Below are 18,292 nucleotides of genomic sequence, written 5' to 3'. Positions count from 1 at the left end.
ATCGCTGTCAAACTCAATCTGCCAACTCAAGGGACGAACCAGTCTGCCGCTAGCAGCGTCGCCGCCCTCGTTGTGGCGCCATATAGACCCCACTCAACAAAACTGTCAACGCATAATCCGCAAAAAGGATAACTTTTCTTTCCACAGGCAATATGGTGGATTTTAACAGAATTTCAACCATTCGAAAGCGCTGATTCCAATTTTGCGACAATGAAATGACAAATATGACGATGAAATATCACTTTGGGATCGACGGCGGCGGCAGCGGGTGCCGTGCAATCCTCGCCGATGCGGCAGGCAACGTGCTTGGCAGGGGAGTATCTGGACCTGCTAATATTAGCGCGGATGCGGAGAGCACCATTCTCCATATCTATGAGGCAACCGAACGCGCGCGCGAAAATGCCGGTTTATCGGCTTCTATATATAAGTCATCCAATGCCGTGCTTGGACTGGCCGGAGCCAACGCGCTATCCAGTCATGCCACTCTTTATAAGCGCCTGCCATTTGCAAAGAGCAAAATTGTTTCCGATGCGCTCACCGCATTAGAAGGCGCGATGGGTGACGGTGATGGCGCAATTGTCATATTGGGAACCGGCTCGGCCTTTGTCCAGCGTATCGACGATGTGATTCAAATCATCGGGGGGCGCGGTTTTATGCTCAGCGATCATGCGGGCGGAGCGCGTCTCGGTCGGGATCTACTGGAATATACCTTGCTTTCGAGTGACGGTTTCGAAGATTCGACCGATCTCTCACAGGCTGTTTTGGAGAAATTCGAGGGCGATCCGCGCAACATCACCACATTTTCGCGCACAGCCAATGCTTCCGACTATGCGAGCCTTGCACCATTGCTTTTTGATTTTGCGGCGAAACGCGACCCGCTGGCGATCACTCTCCTCACCCACGCCTGCTACATGATCCGCACAGGATTGGAAAAAATGGCAATTAAAGAGCACAAACGTTTCAGCATAACAGGTGGACTTGCGGCATCATATATAGCGCTGCCATGCTTTCCTTATAGAGAATTTTATGCAGAGCCCCGTGGCGACAGTCTGCAAGGTGCACTTGCTCTCGCCATGAAGGGCTCAAGCGTCTGACACATGCGACGTGAAGGTAACTTGCCCGGGCCGACATAACCCCCTAATTCTTATATATTCACTCACATGCGTGATCGGCTGGTTCTTAAGACAGTGCAACAGGGGTGCCATGCTAACCAAAAAAGGCAAATACGGCCTGAAAGCCATGGTGCATCTTGCCGGTGTAACGGACGGACAATTGGTTTCAGCGAGCGAAATCGCCGAGAAGCATCATATTCCGCGCAAATTTCTGGATAATATTTTCACTGAATTGCGCAATGCGGGCTTTGTATTAAGCCGCAAAGGCAAAGGCGGCGGATTTTGCCTCGCCCGCCCGGCCAATGAAATACATATCGGCAACATCATCCGCGCACTTGATGGCGCGCTTGCGCCCATCGCCTGTGCCAGCAAGACCGATTATCAGCCTTGCGATGACTGCGATGAGACCGATTGTGAAGTGCGGCACATGATGCTGGACGTGCGCGAAGCAATCGCCAATGTGCTTGATCACCGCACGCTTGCCGACAGCCGGGCCTCTGAAATGGCCGCGCTGTCGGCTGAATGAACTGGCGTTAAGCGGCAACGGACCAGCTTGGAAACGGATCGCTGAGACGCTGCCAGCTTTCCGGCTTGAACACCTCTTCCGGCACCAGACAACCATCAAGTTCGGCAATCATGGCAGCCTTGTTCATCGGATCGACGCCGATAAACACAATTTCCTGTCGGCGATCTCCCCATTCAGCATCCAGATAGGGCTTCATTGCCTGATGCCATTCTGGCTCTGCAGGCCAATAGCTGCGCGGAACGGCAGACCACCAACGCCCACGCTTATTGGTGCGAACCAAAGCACCGGCCTGACTGAGTTCGCCCACATAATCGGGACGTGTTGCCAACCAGAAAAAGCCCTTGGCGCGAACAACGCCCGGCCAGCTTTGATCGATAAAGGCCTGAAAACGGGCCGGATCGAACGGACGGCGCGCACGATAGACAAAGGACTGAACACCATATTCCTCCGTCTCCGGCACATGTTCATGGAAACCATGAAGTTCTTTATACCAAAGCGGATGCTCGTGGGCGCGATTGAAGTCAAACAACCGCGTATCAAGTATGGAATCGAGCGGGATTTTTCCGAAGTCCACTTCTTCAATGCGGGCATCAGGATTGAGTGACCGGATGACCTTGCGCGCCAGATCGCGCTCTTGCGCTGTCGCAGTCGAGATCTTATTAAGCACCACAACATCCGCAAACTCAATCTGTTCGACCAGAAGATCGACCAGCGTGCGCTCATCTTCATCGCCCAGCGACTCACCACGATCACGCAAAAAATCGTTGGAAGAATAGTCCTTCAACAGATTGGCAGCATCAACAACTGTGACCATCGTATCAAGGCGTGCCAGATCGGACAGGCTTTCGCCCTTTTCATCGCGAAATTCGAACGTTGCGGCGACTGGCAAAGGTTCGGATATGCCGGTTGATTCAATCAGCAGGTAATCAAACCGATCCTGCGAAGCCAATTGTGCTACTTCTTTCAGGAGATCGTCACGCAACGTGCAGCAGATGCAGCCATTGGTCATCTCGACAAGCTGTTCTTCCGTGCGCGATAGATCGGCCCCGCCCTCGCGCACCAGAGCGGCATCAATATTAATCTCACTCATATCATTGACGATGACGGCCACGCGGCGGTTCTCGCGATTGTTAAGGACGTGATTAAGAAGCGTGGTTTTCCCCGCTCCGAGGAAGCCTGAAAGAACGGTAACTGGAAGCCTTTTCATGGCAACTCCTTTGCTGGCCAATTTAGACGGTGCTGATTGTTAATGTTATATCATTACATTTGTGAGGCAAAAAAGAGGCGGCAAAGCCACCTGACAATCCTTAAACACCTCAACTGAGCGCCGTCGTTTATGATCTGATAGGTTTTTAAAAGCTTGCGTGCCGGACTGTTAGAGCTTTTCCGGCAAAAGCGCGCTGCGATTTTGCGCCGGATAATGCGTAAACAAACAAAGAGAGCATTTCTGGATTAAATTTAATCATCAGAAATGCTCTGTCTTTTCATTTTAGCACACATCTTAGCCCTAAAACCGGTGCCCACTTTTCGGGATGTGCTTTATCTTTTTTCACGCACATCTTAGCCCGAAAACCGGCGCCCACTTTTCGGGATGTGCTTTATCTCGACAAACACCCCTTCAAAGAATCTGCGAGATTACGGATGAGTTGCGGATAAAGGTCCGGGCCATTCTTCAATTCAGCTCCGAGCGGATCGAGTACACCGGTTTTTGCGTCCGTTCCGTCGATAACTGTGTTCACTAGCTTCGGCTCAAACTGTGGCTCAGAGAAAACGCATACAGCGCCAAGTGACTTGATCTTTTCGTGAATGTCCTTGATGCGCGCAGCACCGGGCGCTTTTTCCGGGCTAACCGTGATTGAACCGACAGCCTTCACACCAAAACGGTTTTCAAAATACTGGTAAGCATCGTGGAAAACGATGAAAGGCTTATCTTTTACCGGCTGCAGTTCGTTGTCGATATCTTTGGTCAGCGCATCGAGCTTTTCAGCATAATCGGCAGCATTCTTTTCATATTGCACCGCATGGTCTGGATCATTTTCGCTCAAAACCTTTGCAATGTCACCAACCAGAACCTTGCCATTTTGTGGATCCAGCCAAAAATGCAGATCGTAAGCACCATGCTCATGCTCATGTTCATGCGCCTTTTCAGCCGCTTCATTTGCGTGATCATGACCATCATGAGAACCGGCCTCGGCGCTATGATCGTGCGCGTCGTGATCATGGCTGTGACCTTCATGCCCGTGATCATGCGCCTCGAATGGCCCACCTTCGCGGAATTTAAGTTTGGTCAGACCGTCCGCATCACCAAGCGCCACCACTTTGGCACCATCGCCCAGTGTGTCGATCGATTTGTCGAGAAATGTTTCCATAGAAGGACCGGCCCAGAAAATGACCTTGGCATTTTCGATCGCCTTTGCATCTGAAGGCTTGAGGCTATAGGCGTGTTCTGATCCCGCACCCTGCACGATCAATGTCGGCTCGCCGACGCCCTGCATGACGGCGGCAACCAGCGAATGCAACGGTTTGATTGAAACCACAATGCCAGTTCGCTCGGCAGCAGAAGCGGCATTACCCAAAACAGCCATAAAGGCGGATGCCAACAGCAGGGATCGGAAGTGTTTCATAGGGCTCTCTTGAATGTCAGATTGGCGTTAACAATATGTGGGATTGATATGTTATTTTATTACATCATTTGCGTTATGCTATAACGTCTGTAATAAGAAGACACAACCTCTTTTTGGAGAATTGTTCACAGCGCAAAACCACGAGACGCAAACGAACCCGAATCGGCATATGTTTCACACATGTTGAAATAAGGATTTCGGGGCTGCTGCGGGTTGATAACGCGAAGACGCTCTCAAAAAGGCAGCGAAAGCTCATTTTATATGGCTCATAAGACCGCCCTCCCCGCGCATTCAAAGCGGGAACCGCTGATAGAATTAAAAAATGCCGGCGTTTATCGCGACGGTCGTTGGCTTGTACGCAATGTTGATCTGAGCATTCATCGCGGCGAAATCGTCACCCTTATTGGCCCCAACGGTGCGGGGAAGAGCACAACGGCCAAGATGGCGCTGCATATTCTCAAGGCCGATGAAGGCAACATTCGCCATATCAAAGGCCTGCGCATCGGTTATGTGCCGCAAAAAATCAGCATCGACCGGACCATGCCGCTTTCCGTCGAGCGTCTGATGACGCTGACGGGACCGCTGTCCAAAGATGACATTCTGCGCGCACTCGACGCGGTCGGGATCACACATCTTATAAAGGCAGAGATTACCAATCTTTCAGGTGGTGAGTTTCAGCGTGCATTGATGGCGCGCGCGCTTGCGCGCAAGCCCGACATCATGGTGCTTGATGAGCCGGTGCAGGGCGTGGATTTTTCCGGTGAGGCCGCCCTTTACGAACTTATTGCCAAATTGCGCGATGATATCGGCTGCGGCGTGCTGCTAATTTCCCATGATCTGCATCTGGTGATGGCTGCAACGGATCGTGTTATTTGCCTCAATGGTCATGTCTGCTGCAGCGGTTCACCGCGTGATGTGACCTCAAGCCCGGAATATGTGCGCCTGTTCGGAAGCCGCGCCGTTGGCCCCCTGGCTGTCTATGAGCATCACCATGATCATACGCACCTGCCTGATGGCCGCGTCATGCATGCGGATGGCACGGTGACAGATCATTGCCACACAGAAGACGGTCATCATCACGAGGGTGAGCATCATCACCACCATGAGGGAGACAGGCCCCATGCTTGACGATTTTTTCACCCGCGCGCTCATTGCCGGTGTTGGGCTTGCGCTCACCACAGGCCCGCTGGGCTGTTTCATTGTGTGGCGACGTATGGCCTATTTCGGTGATACCATGGCGCACTCAGCACTTTTGGGCGTCGCATTAGCTCTGATTCTGGACATCAATCTCATGATCGGTGTCTTTGCGGTGGCCGTTGCGATTTCAGCCATTATGCTGCTGCTTCAGAAAAAGCACTCGCTTTCAGCGGATTCGCTGCTGGGCATTCTATCACATGCAACATTGTCATTGGGTCTGGTTATCGTCGCCTTCATGACATGGGTGCGCGTTGATCTTTTGTCTTTCCTCTTTGGTGATCTGCTTGCTGTTTCACGTCTCGACATTGCGTTTATTTATGGCGGCGGAATTCTCGTGCTCGCCTTGCTTGCATGGTTGTGGCGCCCATTGCTAGCCGCAACAGTCAGCGAAGATATTGCACGTGCAGAAGGATTGAACCCCGCCTTATCGCGGGTCATTTTCATGCTTCTGCTGGCAATCGTTATCGCCATCTCGATGAAGATCGTCGGTATATTGCTGATCACATCACTGTTGATCATTCCTGCCGCAACCGCCCGCAAATTTGCCGCAACGCCGGAGCAAATGGCCATCATCGCATCCCTCATTGGCGCATTTGGCGTAATCGGCGGGCTTTATGGTTCGGTTGAGTTTGATACGCCTTCCGGCCCATCAATCGTCGTTGCCACACTGGCTATTTTCATTTTAAGCCTCCTGCCATTAAATAGGAGAGAGGCTTCACCGAAACGGACCGCAGGACAATGAGCAATCACACCGACCATAACCATGCCCATCATCATGCATCCCAAGACCTGACCCGCAATCAGACGCTCGTTTTCGATGTGTTGTCCAAGGCGGAAGGACCGCTGAGCGCCTATACGATCCTTGATCAACTCCGTGATGACGGTTTTCGCGCGCCCTTGCAGGTTTACCGTGCACTGGAAAAGTTGCTTGATTACGGGATGGTGCACCGACTTGAGAGCCTCAATGCATTTGTTGCCTGCGCGCATCCGCAATGCCACGAACATGGTCTGATTGCTTTTGCCATTTGCGAGCAATGTGGACAGGTCACGGAATTCTCGGATTCAGCAATTGAAAACCTCGTCAGCGCATGGAGCGTGCAGACAGGCTTCAAATCCCGCAAGACGACGCTTGAGCTGCGCGGCCTGTGTGAAAAATGCGGTAATCACTAAAGCATCTCGCGGAAAAGTGGGAACTGCCTTCGCGAAGAAGTTCAATTCACCGAACTGATCTCTATTCCCTCTACGATCCGAGAGTGACGTACGTAAGAGCAAGAAGATAGAGCGAGCCTATTGGGAATGATTAAGCGCGACACGCTCTAAAACATTTCCAGACAAACTGCTAGCGGTTTTGCTCGAGATAGAATGCTTGAAACAAAAACGGCGGGGATTCCCCGCCGTTTTCTATTCGCGTGCGCTCAGTTTACATCACATGAATAGATGCTGAACTTCAGGCATATCAATAATGCCCAGGGAGAGTGCCGTCGCAACTGCAGATGTCCTGTTGGAGCAATTGAGTTTGATCTTGGCATTCTGCAGATAGGTGACAACCGTCCAGCGGGCGATGCTGAGAATATCCGCAATCTCGCCGTCCGTTTTCCCGCTCGCCGCCCAGCGCAAGCAATCCACCTCACGGGGCGTTAACAGTCCATTTGCGGAATTGGCGTCTTTGCAGCCACAAAGCGAACTGTGGATGATGCCCGAAAGGCTGAGCAGACGCGGCCGCATACGCGCGATGAATTGTTCATGATCTTCATCCGTCACTTCAAAGCTAAACAGCGTGCAACCCATTACACCCTTTTGATTGCGCGCTGAAACTCCAATGAAAAGATTGCCAAGACCGTGCTTTTCGGCATCCTGTTGTAGCTCCATCACCGCAGGGCATACCTTCGCATCATCCGCCAAATTTCTGACAATGCCGCTGGCATCATTGCGAAAATACGGTGCATCTTCCTGAAAAATCGGATCAATCACGAAGTAGTTTTTCGTAGAGTAGCGTGTCGACCAGCTTACGGGAACGGTCATCACAACGGTCAGATCATCAGCACTGACTTTTGTGTTGTCACCCATACGCCCCCTGAAAGTATGAATGATATGACGGCAGCCTATCTCATCACGAATACGCTGCAGCAGGGAGAGCACATCACTTTGAAAAGAAAGACCGAAAAACGTTTTTTTGAAGTTTGGAAAGTGAATCAAATCTAAAGTCATTGGCTAATATTCCTTAGCATATAAATATTCAAAACCCATATTTGAGGCTGAGCACTTCTCCTGAGAACCGACACTGTAAGTGCATCAATTCGCCATAAGTCAGATAAAAAATACGTCTTAAATCAACTCGCAATTTTTTCGTTGCAAATATGCATTTGCATGAAAAGCGTTGGGAAATGTGGTTAACGGGTCAAAAAAATAGATTTGTTACAAAAAATAACCAAATTGTGATCGAGCCATAAAGCGGGTGTTTCATTTCTAAACACCTTGCGCGTTTTTTCCAAAAGCTCTGAAGAAAAAATCAACGGCTGATTCTACGTTTTTTCTGATTGATTCTGGCGATGGCGGTTCTGAAAGAGTACCGAAAAGACGCGGACGATACATACCCGCCAAAAACAAATCCGTGAGCTGGTAGGCTTTTTCCATGACGTCAAATGGCTCAAGCTCGCCTGCCTTGATCATCCGGTCCATATAATCAGCCATGACAATCAAGCTGCGCTTGGGGCCGCGTTCATAAAAACGCGCCGCAAGTTCCGGTTTGCGCTCACTCACGCCGATGATGATACGCTGCGCGCGGACTGCTGTTGATGAGGTAATAAGTGTTACCAAGGCTATGCCGAATTCCACAAGTTCCTGACGCGATGAAAATCCACGATCAAGCGTCTCCACCAATTTACTGAACAGCGTCTGCCGATAATGCTCGCAAAGCTCTACAAAAAGGTCTTCTTTGGAGTTAAAATAAACATAAATCGTCCCCTTGGAAACGCCGGCTTCGCGAGTAATGTCGTTCATGCTGGCGGCATCAAAGCCCATGCGCAGAAAAACACTCTGCGCGCCTTCAAGGATCTGCATGCGCTTTATAGGATCCTGTCCCGCACCCAGACGTGTGCGCGAGCCATCACTATCAGGTTCATCGGTGAACCGACCCACTTCGCGCTCCTCAACAGCTACATAATCAACATTTTCTATGCAGCGTTCACGATTCATTGTGCAATCTCTTCATTATTTTCGAACCAAGCGGTTCGATCACTCTTGATATGGGAAACTTATTGCTCTAAGTCAACATCGAACCAAGCGGTTCATTGAAGCGGTTGTAAAGAAAGTTTGCCTCATGTCCGCCCACAAATCTGTCGATACGGCTGATATCCGCCCATTTCCGAAACATTCCGTTCTGGATGATCAGAGCAAGGTAGATGCAGACCCGATCAGTGAGCGGTCATCGCCCCACACCGAGCCACATGCAGCAACGCAGAATCTGAAAAAGGCGGACGCTGGCAATAAAAAAGGCTTCGGTAAGCGCGTTGTGCTTCCCGGCATTCTCATTGCGGCTGTGGCGGGTGGCCTCTGGTACGGTTATGACTGGTGGACCGTGGGCCGTTTCATGGTCTCGACAGATGACGCTTATGTGCAGGGCGACATTGCATCGATTGCACCAAAAGTGACCGGCTATATAGAAAACATTCCGGTTGTTGCCAATCAGGCCATCAAGGCTGGCGATGTGATTTTCCAGCTTGATTCTGGCGATTATCAGATTGCACTTGATGATGCTGAAGCCAAGCTCAACACGCAGAAGCAGACGCTCAATCGGATCACGGCCCAAATAGATGCCGCAAAAGCGAGCCTGCAACAGGCTCAGGCCGACGAGCAGGCTTCACAGGCAGTTTTGAAGAATGCCGAAAGCACGATGGTGCGCGTCCAGAAGCTGCACGATACCCGTTTCTCTGCGCAATCTGAACTCGACAACGCACAATCTTCGCTCGATCAGGCGAAGGCAAAGCTTGCGGGTTCAAACGCCCAGATCGCTTCAGCCAATGCCAATATTGAGGTGCTGAATGCGCAATATAAAGAGCAGGAAAGCACCATTCGCTCGCTGGAACTTGCACGCGATAAAGCTGCGCGTGATCTCAGCTTCACCACTCTGCGTGCGCCTTTTGATGGTGTTGTCGGTAATCTTTCCGGTAAGAAGGGCGATCTTGTAACGCCCGGACAGAAGATTGCGGCGCTTGTTCCTGTGAACGCGCTCTATATCGACGCCAATTTCAAGGAAACGCAGCTCAGCCATATCAAAACGGGTGAAACAGCACGCATCTATGTGGATGCGATCGATGGTCCTTACATTGAAGGCAAGGTTGCATCCGTTGCTCCGGCGTCAGGCGCCGTGTTCTCGCTGCTGCCTCCTGAAAATGCGACGGGTAACTTCACCAAGATTGTTCAGCGCGTTCCAGTTCGCATCACAATTCCTCAGGATGCTCTCGATTCAGGCAAAATCCGCGCCGGTCTCAGCGTGACCGTGGATGTCGACACACGCACTGCGCCAGACGATAAGGCCAAGCAATAAAAGCGATTGCGCTTATGAGATGACGATATGGTGGTGCGGCTTTCATGTCCGCACCACCTTCCTTTGTTGAATTTCGGAGTGCGCCTTCATGGCTGCAAACACCACCATGGGGCCAATGGCTCCGGCAGATGATCGGATCGATCCCAAGAAGGCCATTGCCTTTCTTGCGATGGTGTTCGGCATGTTCATGGCCATTCTGGATATCCAGATTGTGTCGGCATCGCTGTCAGAAATTCAGGCTGGCCTCAGTGCCAGTTCCGATGAAATCTCCTGGGTTCAGACATCTTATCTGATTGCCGAAGTCATTATGATTCCGCTTTCAGGCTTTCTCGGACGCCTTGTGTCCACGCGGGTTCTGTTCACGGTTTCAGCCGCGGGCTTCACGCTAGCCTCCATGCTCTGCGCCACTGCGACCAGCATCGATCAAATGATCGTTTATCGCGCTATACAGGGTTTTATTGGCGGCGGCATGATCCCAAGTGTGTTTGCAGCAGCTTTCACAATCTTTCCACCATCCAAGCGATCCATCGTGTCGCCGATGATCGGCCTCGTCGCAACACTGGCGCCCACAATTGGCCCCACTGTCGGTGGCTATCTCAGTCACGCTTTTTCATGGCATTGGCTGTTTCTGGTCAATGTCGGCCCCGGCATTCTCGTCACCATCGCTGCATGGAACCTGATCGATTTCGATGAAGGCGACAGCTCTCTGCTGAGCAAGTTCGACTGGTGGGGCCTCGCTGGCATGGCAGCCTTCCTTGGTTCCATGGAATATGTGCTCGAAGAAGGCCCCCGCAATGACTGGTTACAGGATGAAGCCATTTTCATCATGACCGGCATTATGACAATCGGCGGTATCATATTCTTCTACCGCGCCTTCACAGCCGAAGAGCCCATTGTAGATTTGCGGGCTTTCAAGAACGTCAACTTTGCCTTTGGCTCTCTGTTTTCATTTGTCATGGGTGTCGGCCTTTACGGCCTCACTTATCTTTATCCGCTCTATCTGAGCAGTATACGCGGATACGACGCACTCATGATCGGCGAAGCACTGTTTGTGAGCGGTCTTGCCATGTTCTTCACGGCACCCCTGGCGGGTTTCCTGTCCAATCGCATGGACCCGCGTCTCATGATGATGATCGGTTTTCTTGGCTTTGCAGCCGGAACCTGGATGGTCACGGGCCTGACGGCCGACTGGGATTTCTATGAGCTTCTCATACCGCAAATCTTGCGTGGTTGCTCGCTAATGCTGTGTATGGTGCCGATCAACAATCTGGCACTCGGAACCCTGCCCCCGGCATTGATGAAAAATGCTTCCGGCCTGTTCAACCTGACGCGTAACCTTGGCGGCGCTGTTGGTCTCGCCGTCATCAATACCATTCTGACCCGCCGCAGCGATATGCATTATGAGCGGATGGCTGAGCATGTTCGCTGGGGCAATGCCCAGGCCGAGCAGATGCTGGCCAATCTGACAGCCAAATACAATGCCGCCGGGATGGATGGCGCAACGATTGCAATTTCCAAAATGTCGGGCATGGTGCGCCAGCAAGCGACCCTTATGTCCTTCATCGATGTCTTCTTCATCCTGACGATGATGTTCTGTTCGCTTGCAGTTTGTGCGATCCTGTTACGCAAGCCAAAAGCCGGTGCCGGAGGTGGTGGCGGTCACTAAACTGCAACCACCAAGCTAGAAAACTCAGGTTCAAACGAAGCTGATCCAGCTTCGTCCTCCGTTCATTAATTTTCATTTGAAAGCCACTTGCGCGCGTCATGCCGCCAGCAGACTAAAGCCTGTCGTTTTGGGAAAAGCCTCTCTTATAAATGTGACAGCGGCGAAAGCTCTGTCACATTTATTGTCATAAAAATGCAGTTCAACCTTATGGGTCAATTGCTAAGTGCCTGAAAACGTGTTTCACTTTCCACCGCTGACATTTTGTGACAAGCCGCGATCTGTCATCCAACCGTCATCTATGGCGGCTATCGGGAGTGCGCGAACACTGGAATCGACCGGGAGCGTTCGTCCGACTTAACAGGGGAGTCTAACAATGCTTGCTTTTACTGCGCGTCTGCTGTCTCTATCGACGGCAATCGCTGTTGGCGGAGTTTCTATTGCTGCTGCCGAACCATCAGCCGAACTCATCGCCGCTGCCGAGGCAGAAGGCCAATTGACAACGATCGCTCTCCCGCACGACTGGTGTGGCTACGGCGAAATCATCAAAAGCTTCAAAGACAAGTATGGCCTCAAGGTCAACGAGCTGAACCCTGATGCGGGTTCCGGCGACGAAATCGAAGCCATCAAGGCAAACAAAGACAACAAAGGCCCTCAGGCTCCTGACGTTATTGACGTCGGCTTTGCTTTTGGCACGACAGCCAAGAAAGACGGTCTGATCCAACCTTACAAGGTCTCAACCTGGGACGAAATTCCGGATAGCGCCAAGGACCCAGAAGGTTACTGGTATGGCGACTATTACGGCGTTCTTGGTTTTGAAGTAAACAAAGACATCGTCAAGGACGTCCCTCAGGATTGGGAAGACCTGCTCAAGAGCGATTACGCAAACTCGGTTGCTCTGGCTGGTGATCCACGTGTTTCCGCACAGGCAATCCTCGGCGTTCATGCAGCCGGTATCGCCCGTGGTGGAGAACCGGGCGCGGAAGCTGGCAAAAAAGGCCTCGAATTCTATAAAGAACTCAACGCAAATGGTAACTTCGTTCCAGTCATCGGCAAGGCTGCTTCGCTGGCGCAGGGTTCGACCCCGATCATCATCCGCTGGGATTATAACGCGCTCGCAGACCGTGATACGCTCAAAGGCAATCCGGCAATCGAAACCGTGATTCCAAAGTCGGGCGTTGTTGCTGGCGTTTACGTGCAGGCCATCAGCGCTTACGCACCGCATCCAAACGCTGCCAAGCTCTGGATGGAACACATCTACTCTGACGAAGGCCAGCTTGGCTATCTGAAGGGCTACTGCCATCCGATTCGCTTCAATGCGATGGCGAAGGCTGGTAAGATCCCACAGGAACTGCTCGACAAGCTGCCACCGGCAGAATCTTACGAAAAGGCAATCTTCCCAACGCTTGAACAGATTGAAACCGCTCAGGAAGAAATCACCAAGAACTGGGATAGCGTCGTCGGCGCAAACGTTCAGTAAGCGATTTCATCTCGCCCTGTTTATGCCTGTGACGACCAGAAATGGTCGTCACAGTGCTTCCAAAACAGATATAGAAAGAACGCATGAATTCATCAGCCGAAACAATCGCGCCAGTTAGCAGGGTGCGTAAGCGTCAACTGCCGCTTTCATATGTTGGCGTTGCGCCTTTTTTCCTGTTTGCCATTCTCTTCCTTTTATGGCCGACCATGTATCTTATCGTCGGCGCGTTTCAGGACCCGAACGGCAATTTTACGCTGAAAAATGTCTACGACCTTTTCCAGCCTCAAATTATGAGTGCCTATTGGGTTTCGATTAAAGTGAGCCTCGCATCTGCCATCGGCGGTGCATTGATCGGCTTCTTTCTGGCCTGGGCCGTTGTGCTTGGCAATCTGCCGCGCTGGCTGCGCCCGACCGTTCTGACATTCTCAGGTGTTGCATCGAATTTCGCTGGCGTTCCGCTGGCCTTCGCGTTTCTCGCGACGCTTGGCCGGACCGGCTTCGTGACGATCCTGTTGCGTGAGTGGTTCGGTTTCAATCTTTACTCGACCGGCTTCAACCTCTTGAGCTTTTTTGGTCTCACAATCACCTATCTATTCTTCCAGATTCCGCTGATGGTGCTTATTCTGACCCCTGCCCTCGACGGTCTGAAAAAAGAATGGCGTGAAGCCTCTTCGATCTTAGGTGCCACCAATCTGCAATATTGGCGCATGGTAGCTTTCCCGATTCTCTGGCCAAGCCTGCTCGGCACCACGCTGCTATTGTTCGCAAATGCCTTTGGAGCAATTGCCACGGCCTATGCATTGACCGGTTCTTCGCTCAACATCGTTCCGATCCTGCTTTATGCGCAGATCAGAGGCGACGTGCTGCATAACCAGAATCTTGGCTATGCACTGGCGCTTGGCATGATTGTGATCACCGGACTTTCCAATCTTCTTTACATCTGGCTGCGTATGCGTGCCGAAAGGTGGCAGCGATGAAGAAAGGTTTTAACGCCCAGAAAATCGGGGCATGGATCGCTTTCCTGATTGGGGCGATCTACTTCATCGTGCCGTTGATCGGTACTTTTGAGTTTTCATTGCGTATGCGCCGCGGCGAATATTCCTTTGATGCCTATCGTGTTGTTTTCAGCGATCCGAATTTTCAGGCCACATTCAGCTATTCGATTGTGCTCGGCATCCTGACCATCATCTTCGGCGTGCTTCTTGTCGTGCCAACGGCTTATTGGGTACGTCTGCGCCTGCCGCATCTGCGCCCTTTGATCGAATTCATAACCCTGATGCCGCTGGTTATTCCGGCAATCGTCATCGTGTTTGGCTATCTGCGCATCTATAATTCGTCATCATGGCTGCCATTCACCTCCTCAACGCGTGCAACCGACCTGTTGCTGATGTTTGGCTATATGACGCTCTCGCTGCCTTATATGTATCGCGCCGTCGATACGGCCATGCGCACGATTGATGTTCGCACATTGACGGAAGCGGCCCAAAGTCTTGGCGCAGGCTGGGGCCGGATCATGTTCAAAGTCATTTTTCCCAATGTCATGTCGGGGGTGATGAGTGGTGCGTTCATCACTTTTGCGATCGTTATCGGCGAGTTTACGCTTGCATCGCTGCTCAATCGTCCGGCCTTCGGCCCCTATCTCCAGCTCGTCGGCGCAAACCGCGCTTATGAACCCTCCGCGCTGGCGATCATCTCCTTTGGCATTACATGGCTCAGTATTATCATGTTGCAACTCGTTTCACGCCTTAATAAATTCAAGACAACCGCCGGGTAACCTTCATGGCTTTTCTTAATCTCAAGCACCTGAAAAAAAGCTTCGGCGCCAATACCGTCGTCCACGATTTCAATCTCGCCGTCGAAAAGGGTGAATTCGTTTCCTTCCTCGGACCTTCGGGCTGCGGTAAGACAACGGTCCTGCGCATGATTGCAGGCTTCGAAAGCGCCGATCAGGGCGCAATCGAAATTGATGGCAAAGATGTCGTTGATTTGAAGCCTAACCAGCGCAACATCGGCATGGTCTTTCAGGCCTATGCGCTGTTTCCAAACATGACCGTTGCCCAGAACGTCGCCTTCGGGTTGCGCGTATCAGGCAAGCCAAAGGCTGAAATCGACGCGACGGTCAAGGAAATGCTTAGCCTGATCCGGCTGGAACATCTCGCCGACCGCTATCCTTATCAGATGTCAGGTGGTCAGCAGCAGCGTGTGGCACTGGCGCGCGCACTTGCAACCAAACCGCAAGTGCTTCTGCTCGACGAACCCCTCTCCGCACTTGATGCCAAGATCCGTATTTCTCTGCGTCAAGAAATCCGAGCGATCCAGCAAAAGCTCGGCATTACCACGGTTTTTGTGACCCACGATCAGGAAGAAGCACTTTCCATTTCTGATCGTATTGTCGTTATGCATGAAGGCAAGGCCGATCAGATCGGCACACCTTTCGATATCTATAACCGCCCTGCGTCGCGCTTCGTCGCCTCCTTCGTCGGCACGCTCAATATGCTGGAAGCATCGGTTGCCGAACCAGACCAGAACAGCATCGAGCTCGACGGATGCACGATCAAGGTGAATGAAGAACTTGGGCATCACGAAAAGGGCAAAACGATCACGCTCGCCCTGCGCCCGGAAGCGGTCAGCCTTGAAGCGCGCAAGAGCCATGACACATCGCTTGATGCAACCATCGAAGATGTCCACTTTCTTGGCTCGGTTATCAGAACCCGCGTTGCCCTTGGCAATAATCAGCTTTCATTCGACACGTTCAATGATCCGGCGCTTAAACCACCACAACGTGGCGACAAGGTCATTGTGCATTTTGCAGCACATGATTTGCTCGTTTTGGCAGATTAGCACCAAAAAAGCCGCCCAAACGGGCGGCTTTTTTGTACTTTCATGCAATCAGGGCTGCAATATCTCAGTTCCATGGGCCGTGGAAATCGCCTTCTTTGTCCACACGCTTGAAGCCGTGCGAACCAAAAAAGTCGCGCTGGCCCTGAATGACATTGGCCGTACCCTGCGACTGCGTAAAACTGTCGAAGTAGCTCAATGCCGAACTGAGTGCTGGAAGCGGCAGACCTGCAAGCGCAGCCTGTGCAACGATCTTGCGAAGGCCTTTCGATGCCTTGCCCATGCGTTCAACAAAGGCCGGAACCAGCAGAAGATTTTCGATGTCCTGACCTTCAAAAGCCTGTGCAATATCGTCGAGGAACAGCGAACGGATGATGCAGCCTTCGCGCCAGATACGCGCCGTTGTAGCGAGCGGAATATTCCAGCCATGTTCCTTTGACGCTGCGGCCAGAACGGCAAAGCCCTGCGCATAGGCGACGATCTTTCCAGCCAGAAGCCCCTGCTCAAGATCAGCAAGAAACTGCGCCTGATCAGCAATATCGAGTTTGCGCGGCGCAGGATTATAAGCCTTTTCCGCAGCCTGACGTTCAGCTTTCAGCGACGAGATTGAACGTGCATCAACCGCAGCTTCAATGCCAGTCGCAGGCACACCGAGCATCTGCGCTTCAATCGCAGACCAGCGACCTGTACCCTTCTGCCCGGCCTGATCAAGGATCATATCGACCATCGCCTTGCCAGTTTCAGGATCGGTAGCCTTCAGAACTTTTGCTGTTATTTCAATGAGATAGGAATTTAGCGGGCCGGCATTCCATTTCTCAAACACATCACCGATTGCAGGCGCCGAAAGGCCAAGACCATCACGCAGAATACCATAAATTTCGGCAATCATCTGCATGTCAGCATATTCAATGCCGTTGTGAATCGTCTTTACAAAATGGCCTGCGCCATCAGGGCCGACCAGAGCGCAGCAAGGCTCGCCGTTATATTTTGCAGCCGCAGCCAGAAGAATTGGTGCGATGCGGTCATAGGCTTCTTCAGTACCGCCAACCATCATGGATGGACCATGGCGTGCACCTTCTGCGCCACCCGATACGCCCATGCCGACAAAGGTCGGATCGTTAGGACCAAGCGCTTTCAGACGGCGCATCGTGTCACGATAATCGGAGTTACCCGCATCAATCATGATGTCGCCCTTCTCAAGATAAGCCTTAAGACGGGTGGTTTCGGCGTCAACGGGCGCGCCAGCCTTGATCAGAAAGATGATCGGACGTGGCTTGCGGATATTGTCAGCCAGTTCTTCAAAGGTCGCGCAAGGGATGATCTTGTCACGCAGAGCACCAGCTTTTTCGATGAATGCTTTCAGCACGGGCTCGTCGCGGTCATAAACGGCTACCTTGTAGCCCTTCTCGGCGATATTCAGCGCAAGGTTCGAACCCATGACGCCGAGACCGACCATACCGATATCTGCTTTTTCCATTTTTTGCCCTTTTGAAACACAGCCAACTGGCTTGCCGTAGAGAAATAGAGAGCCGACAGACTGGGCTGTCATAGCTGTTGCTGTCGCATTATTTAGCGCCAGCTCATACCAGTCTGTATCCTATTCTTGGATGATCTAGGGCATATGACACAAATTTGATAGAGCCTTTTCTAAGAAACTAACCGATTTAAATGCTCAAACACGCTCGAGTTTCTCATGTGGCAGCGGTGGCAGTTCAATCTTGATATGATCACCAGCCTGCACATTTCCACCCGCAAGAACGATCGACATGACGCCAGCTTTACGCACCAGTTCGCCATTTTCCGTTTTATCGAGGACAGCGCCCAAAAGCCCCTTCTCAAATTTCTCAATCTGCGAACATGGATTACGCAAGCCCGTGAGTTCAAGGACAACATCGGACCCAATTTTGAGAAGGGTCGATTTGGGCAGTGCGAGCAGATCGATCCCGCGCGTGGTGATGTTTTCACCCAACTGTGCAGGCGCAATGTCAAACCCCTTCTCTGTCAGCTCATCGAACAGTTCGGCTTGAATGAGATGGACCTGACGCAGATTGGGTTGCGTGGGATCTGCCCTCACACGCGACCGATGTTTGACGGTCACTCCCTTGTGCGCATCGCCTTCAACACCCTCGCCAGCGACAATGCTTATCTCTGAAACCAGCTGTTTCGAGAAGTGATGCTTCGCATCGCGTGCAACGGCTACAACAATTCCACTCATATTTTTACCTTGATCACATGAAGAGAGACGTCGGCGGCAAAGCCAGTCGTAATCCCGCATATCATGCGATATACAGTCGATGAAAGACAAG

General features: G+C 51.8%; 17 protein-coding genes. 11 read left to right on the top strand and 6 right to left on the bottom strand.

What is annotated here, in order from left to right; genetic code table 11:
• The first annotated feature begins 215 nt into the window (after positions 1-215).
• Together ABE527_RS17085 and ABE527_RS17080 are read left to right on the top strand one after the other, a co-directional pair.
• Complete coding sequence (locus tag ABE527_RS17085; protein WP_499697652.1) at positions 216-1,094, top strand: glucosamine kinase nucleotide-binding domain-containing protein; 879 nt, start codon at positions 216-218, stop codon at positions 1,092-1,094.
• A gap of 109 nt (positions 1,095-1,203) precedes the next feature.
• Positions 1,204-1,638, top strand: coding sequence for an RrF2 family transcriptional regulator (locus ABE527_RS17080; RefSeq protein WP_265986397.1), 435 nt, complete (start codon positions 1,204-1,206; stop codon positions 1,636-1,638).
• A 7-nt stretch (positions 1,639-1,645) separates the two neighbouring features.
• Here the strand turns inward: ABE527_RS17080 and zigA are convergent, their stop codons facing one another.
• Together zigA and znuA are read right to left on the bottom strand one after the other, a co-directional pair.
• Complete coding sequence (gene zigA, locus ABE527_RS17075) at positions 1,646-2,845, bottom strand: zinc metallochaperone GTPase ZigA (RefSeq protein WP_499697651.1); 1,200 nt, start codon at positions 2,843-2,845, stop codon at positions 1,646-1,648.
• A 391-nt stretch (positions 2,846-3,236) separates the two neighbouring features.
• Positions 3,237-4,262 (bottom strand): zinc ABC transporter substrate-binding protein ZnuA, encoded by a 1,026-nt coding sequence (gene znuA, locus ABE527_RS17070; protein WP_499697650.1) that lies wholly within the window; start codon positions 4,260-4,262, stop codon positions 3,237-3,239.
• A gap of 261 nt (positions 4,263-4,523) precedes the next feature.
• Here znuA and ABE527_RS17065 point away from each other — a divergent pair, with 261 nt between their 5' ends.
• From ABE527_RS17065 to ABE527_RS17055, 3 genes are read left to right on the top strand one after another with little or no spacing between them, the layout of a single operon-like run.
• Complete coding sequence (locus ABE527_RS17065) at positions 4,524-5,390, top strand: ATP-binding cassette domain-containing protein (RefSeq protein ID WP_499697649.1); 867 nt, start codon at positions 4,524-4,526, stop codon at positions 5,388-5,390.
• Complete coding sequence (znuB, locus tag ABE527_RS17060; protein WP_499697654.1) at positions 5,338-6,201, top strand: zinc ABC transporter permease subunit ZnuB; 864 nt, start codon at positions 5,338-5,340, stop codon at positions 6,199-6,201. The genes ABE527_RS17065 and znuB overlap by 53 nt, the downstream gene beginning before the upstream one ends.
• Positions 6,198-6,629: a Fur family transcriptional regulator gene (locus ABE527_RS17055; protein WP_265986402.1), complete on the top strand. Its 432-nt coding sequence runs from the start codon at positions 6,198-6,200 to the stop codon at positions 6,627-6,629. Before znuB ends, ABE527_RS17055 begins: the two co-directional genes overlap by 4 nt.
• Before the next feature lie 255 nt (positions 6,630-6,884).
• Here the strand turns inward: ABE527_RS17055 and ABE527_RS17050 are convergent, their stop codons facing one another.
• Both ABE527_RS17050 and ABE527_RS17045 read right to left on the bottom strand, forming a co-directional pair.
• On the bottom strand, positions 6,885-7,667 hold the full coding sequence (locus ABE527_RS17050; protein ID WP_396998557.1) for a helix-turn-helix transcriptional regulator: 783 nt from the start codon (positions 7,665-7,667) through the stop codon (positions 6,885-6,887).
• Positions 7,668-7,925: 258 nt separating this feature from the next.
• Positions 7,926-8,654 carry a TetR/AcrR family transcriptional regulator gene (locus ABE527_RS17045; protein ID WP_323054571.1) on the bottom strand — a complete coding sequence of 243 codons (729 nt, stop codon included), beginning with the start codon at positions 8,652-8,654 and terminating at the stop codon, positions 7,926-7,928.
• A 124-nt stretch (positions 8,655-8,778) separates the two neighbouring features.
• Between ABE527_RS17045 and ABE527_RS17040 the strand changes: the two genes are divergently transcribed.
• The 6 genes from ABE527_RS17040 (at position 8,779) to ABE527_RS17015 (ending at position 15,989) form a co-directional block, all read left to right on the top strand.
• Positions 8,779-10,005, top strand: a complete 1,227-nt coding sequence (locus ABE527_RS17040; RefSeq protein ID WP_499697648.1) for an HlyD family secretion protein — start codon at positions 8,779-8,781, stop codon at positions 10,003-10,005.
• 88 nt (positions 10,006-10,093) lie between these two features.
• Positions 10,094-11,671, top strand: coding sequence for a DHA2 family efflux MFS transporter permease subunit (locus ABE527_RS17035; protein WP_265986405.1), 1,578 nt, complete (start codon positions 10,094-10,096; stop codon positions 11,669-11,671).
• A gap of 373 nt (positions 11,672-12,044) precedes the next feature.
• On the top strand, positions 12,045-13,148 hold the full coding sequence (locus ABE527_RS17030) for an ABC transporter substrate-binding protein (RefSeq protein ID WP_499697647.1): 1,104 nt from the start codon (positions 12,045-12,047) through the stop codon (positions 13,146-13,148).
• Positions 13,149-13,231: 83 nt separating this feature from the next.
• A complete protein-coding gene (locus ABE527_RS17025) occupies positions 13,232-14,125 on the top strand; it encodes an ABC transporter permease (protein ID WP_265986407.1) in 894 nt (297 codons plus the stop codon).
• Complete coding sequence (locus ABE527_RS17020; RefSeq protein WP_265986408.1) at positions 14,122-14,922, top strand: ABC transporter permease; 801 nt, start codon at positions 14,122-14,124, stop codon at positions 14,920-14,922. The genes ABE527_RS17025 and ABE527_RS17020 overlap by 4 nt, the downstream gene beginning before the upstream one ends.
• A 5-nt stretch (positions 14,923-14,927) precedes the next feature.
• Positions 14,928-15,989, top strand: coding sequence for an ABC transporter ATP-binding protein (locus ABE527_RS17015; protein ID WP_265986409.1), 1,062 nt, complete (start codon positions 14,928-14,930; stop codon positions 15,987-15,989).
• 64 nt (positions 15,990-16,053) lie between these two features.
• On the opposite strand, the gene gnd is transcribed toward ABE527_RS17015, so the two are convergent.
• Positions 16,054-17,463, bottom strand: a complete 1,410-nt coding sequence (gene gnd / locus ABE527_RS17010) for an NADP-dependent phosphogluconate dehydrogenase (RefSeq protein ID WP_499695180.1) — start codon at positions 17,461-17,463, stop codon at positions 16,054-16,056.
• A gap of 195 nt (positions 17,464-17,658) precedes the next feature.
• Entirely contained in the window at positions 17,659-18,201 is a 543-nt protein-coding gene (locus ABE527_RS17005; RefSeq protein WP_265986411.1) for an MOSC domain-containing protein, read from the bottom strand.
• Positions 18,202-18,292 lie beyond the last annotated feature (91 nt).

It is taken from the genome of Brucella sp. TWI432, from assembly GCF_039674445.1.
GTDB classification, from domain to species: Bacteria; Pseudomonadota; Alphaproteobacteria; order Rhizobiales; family Rhizobiaceae; genus Brucella; species Brucella chromiisoli.
This window is presented reverse-complemented; position numbering and strand designations above follow the sequence as displayed.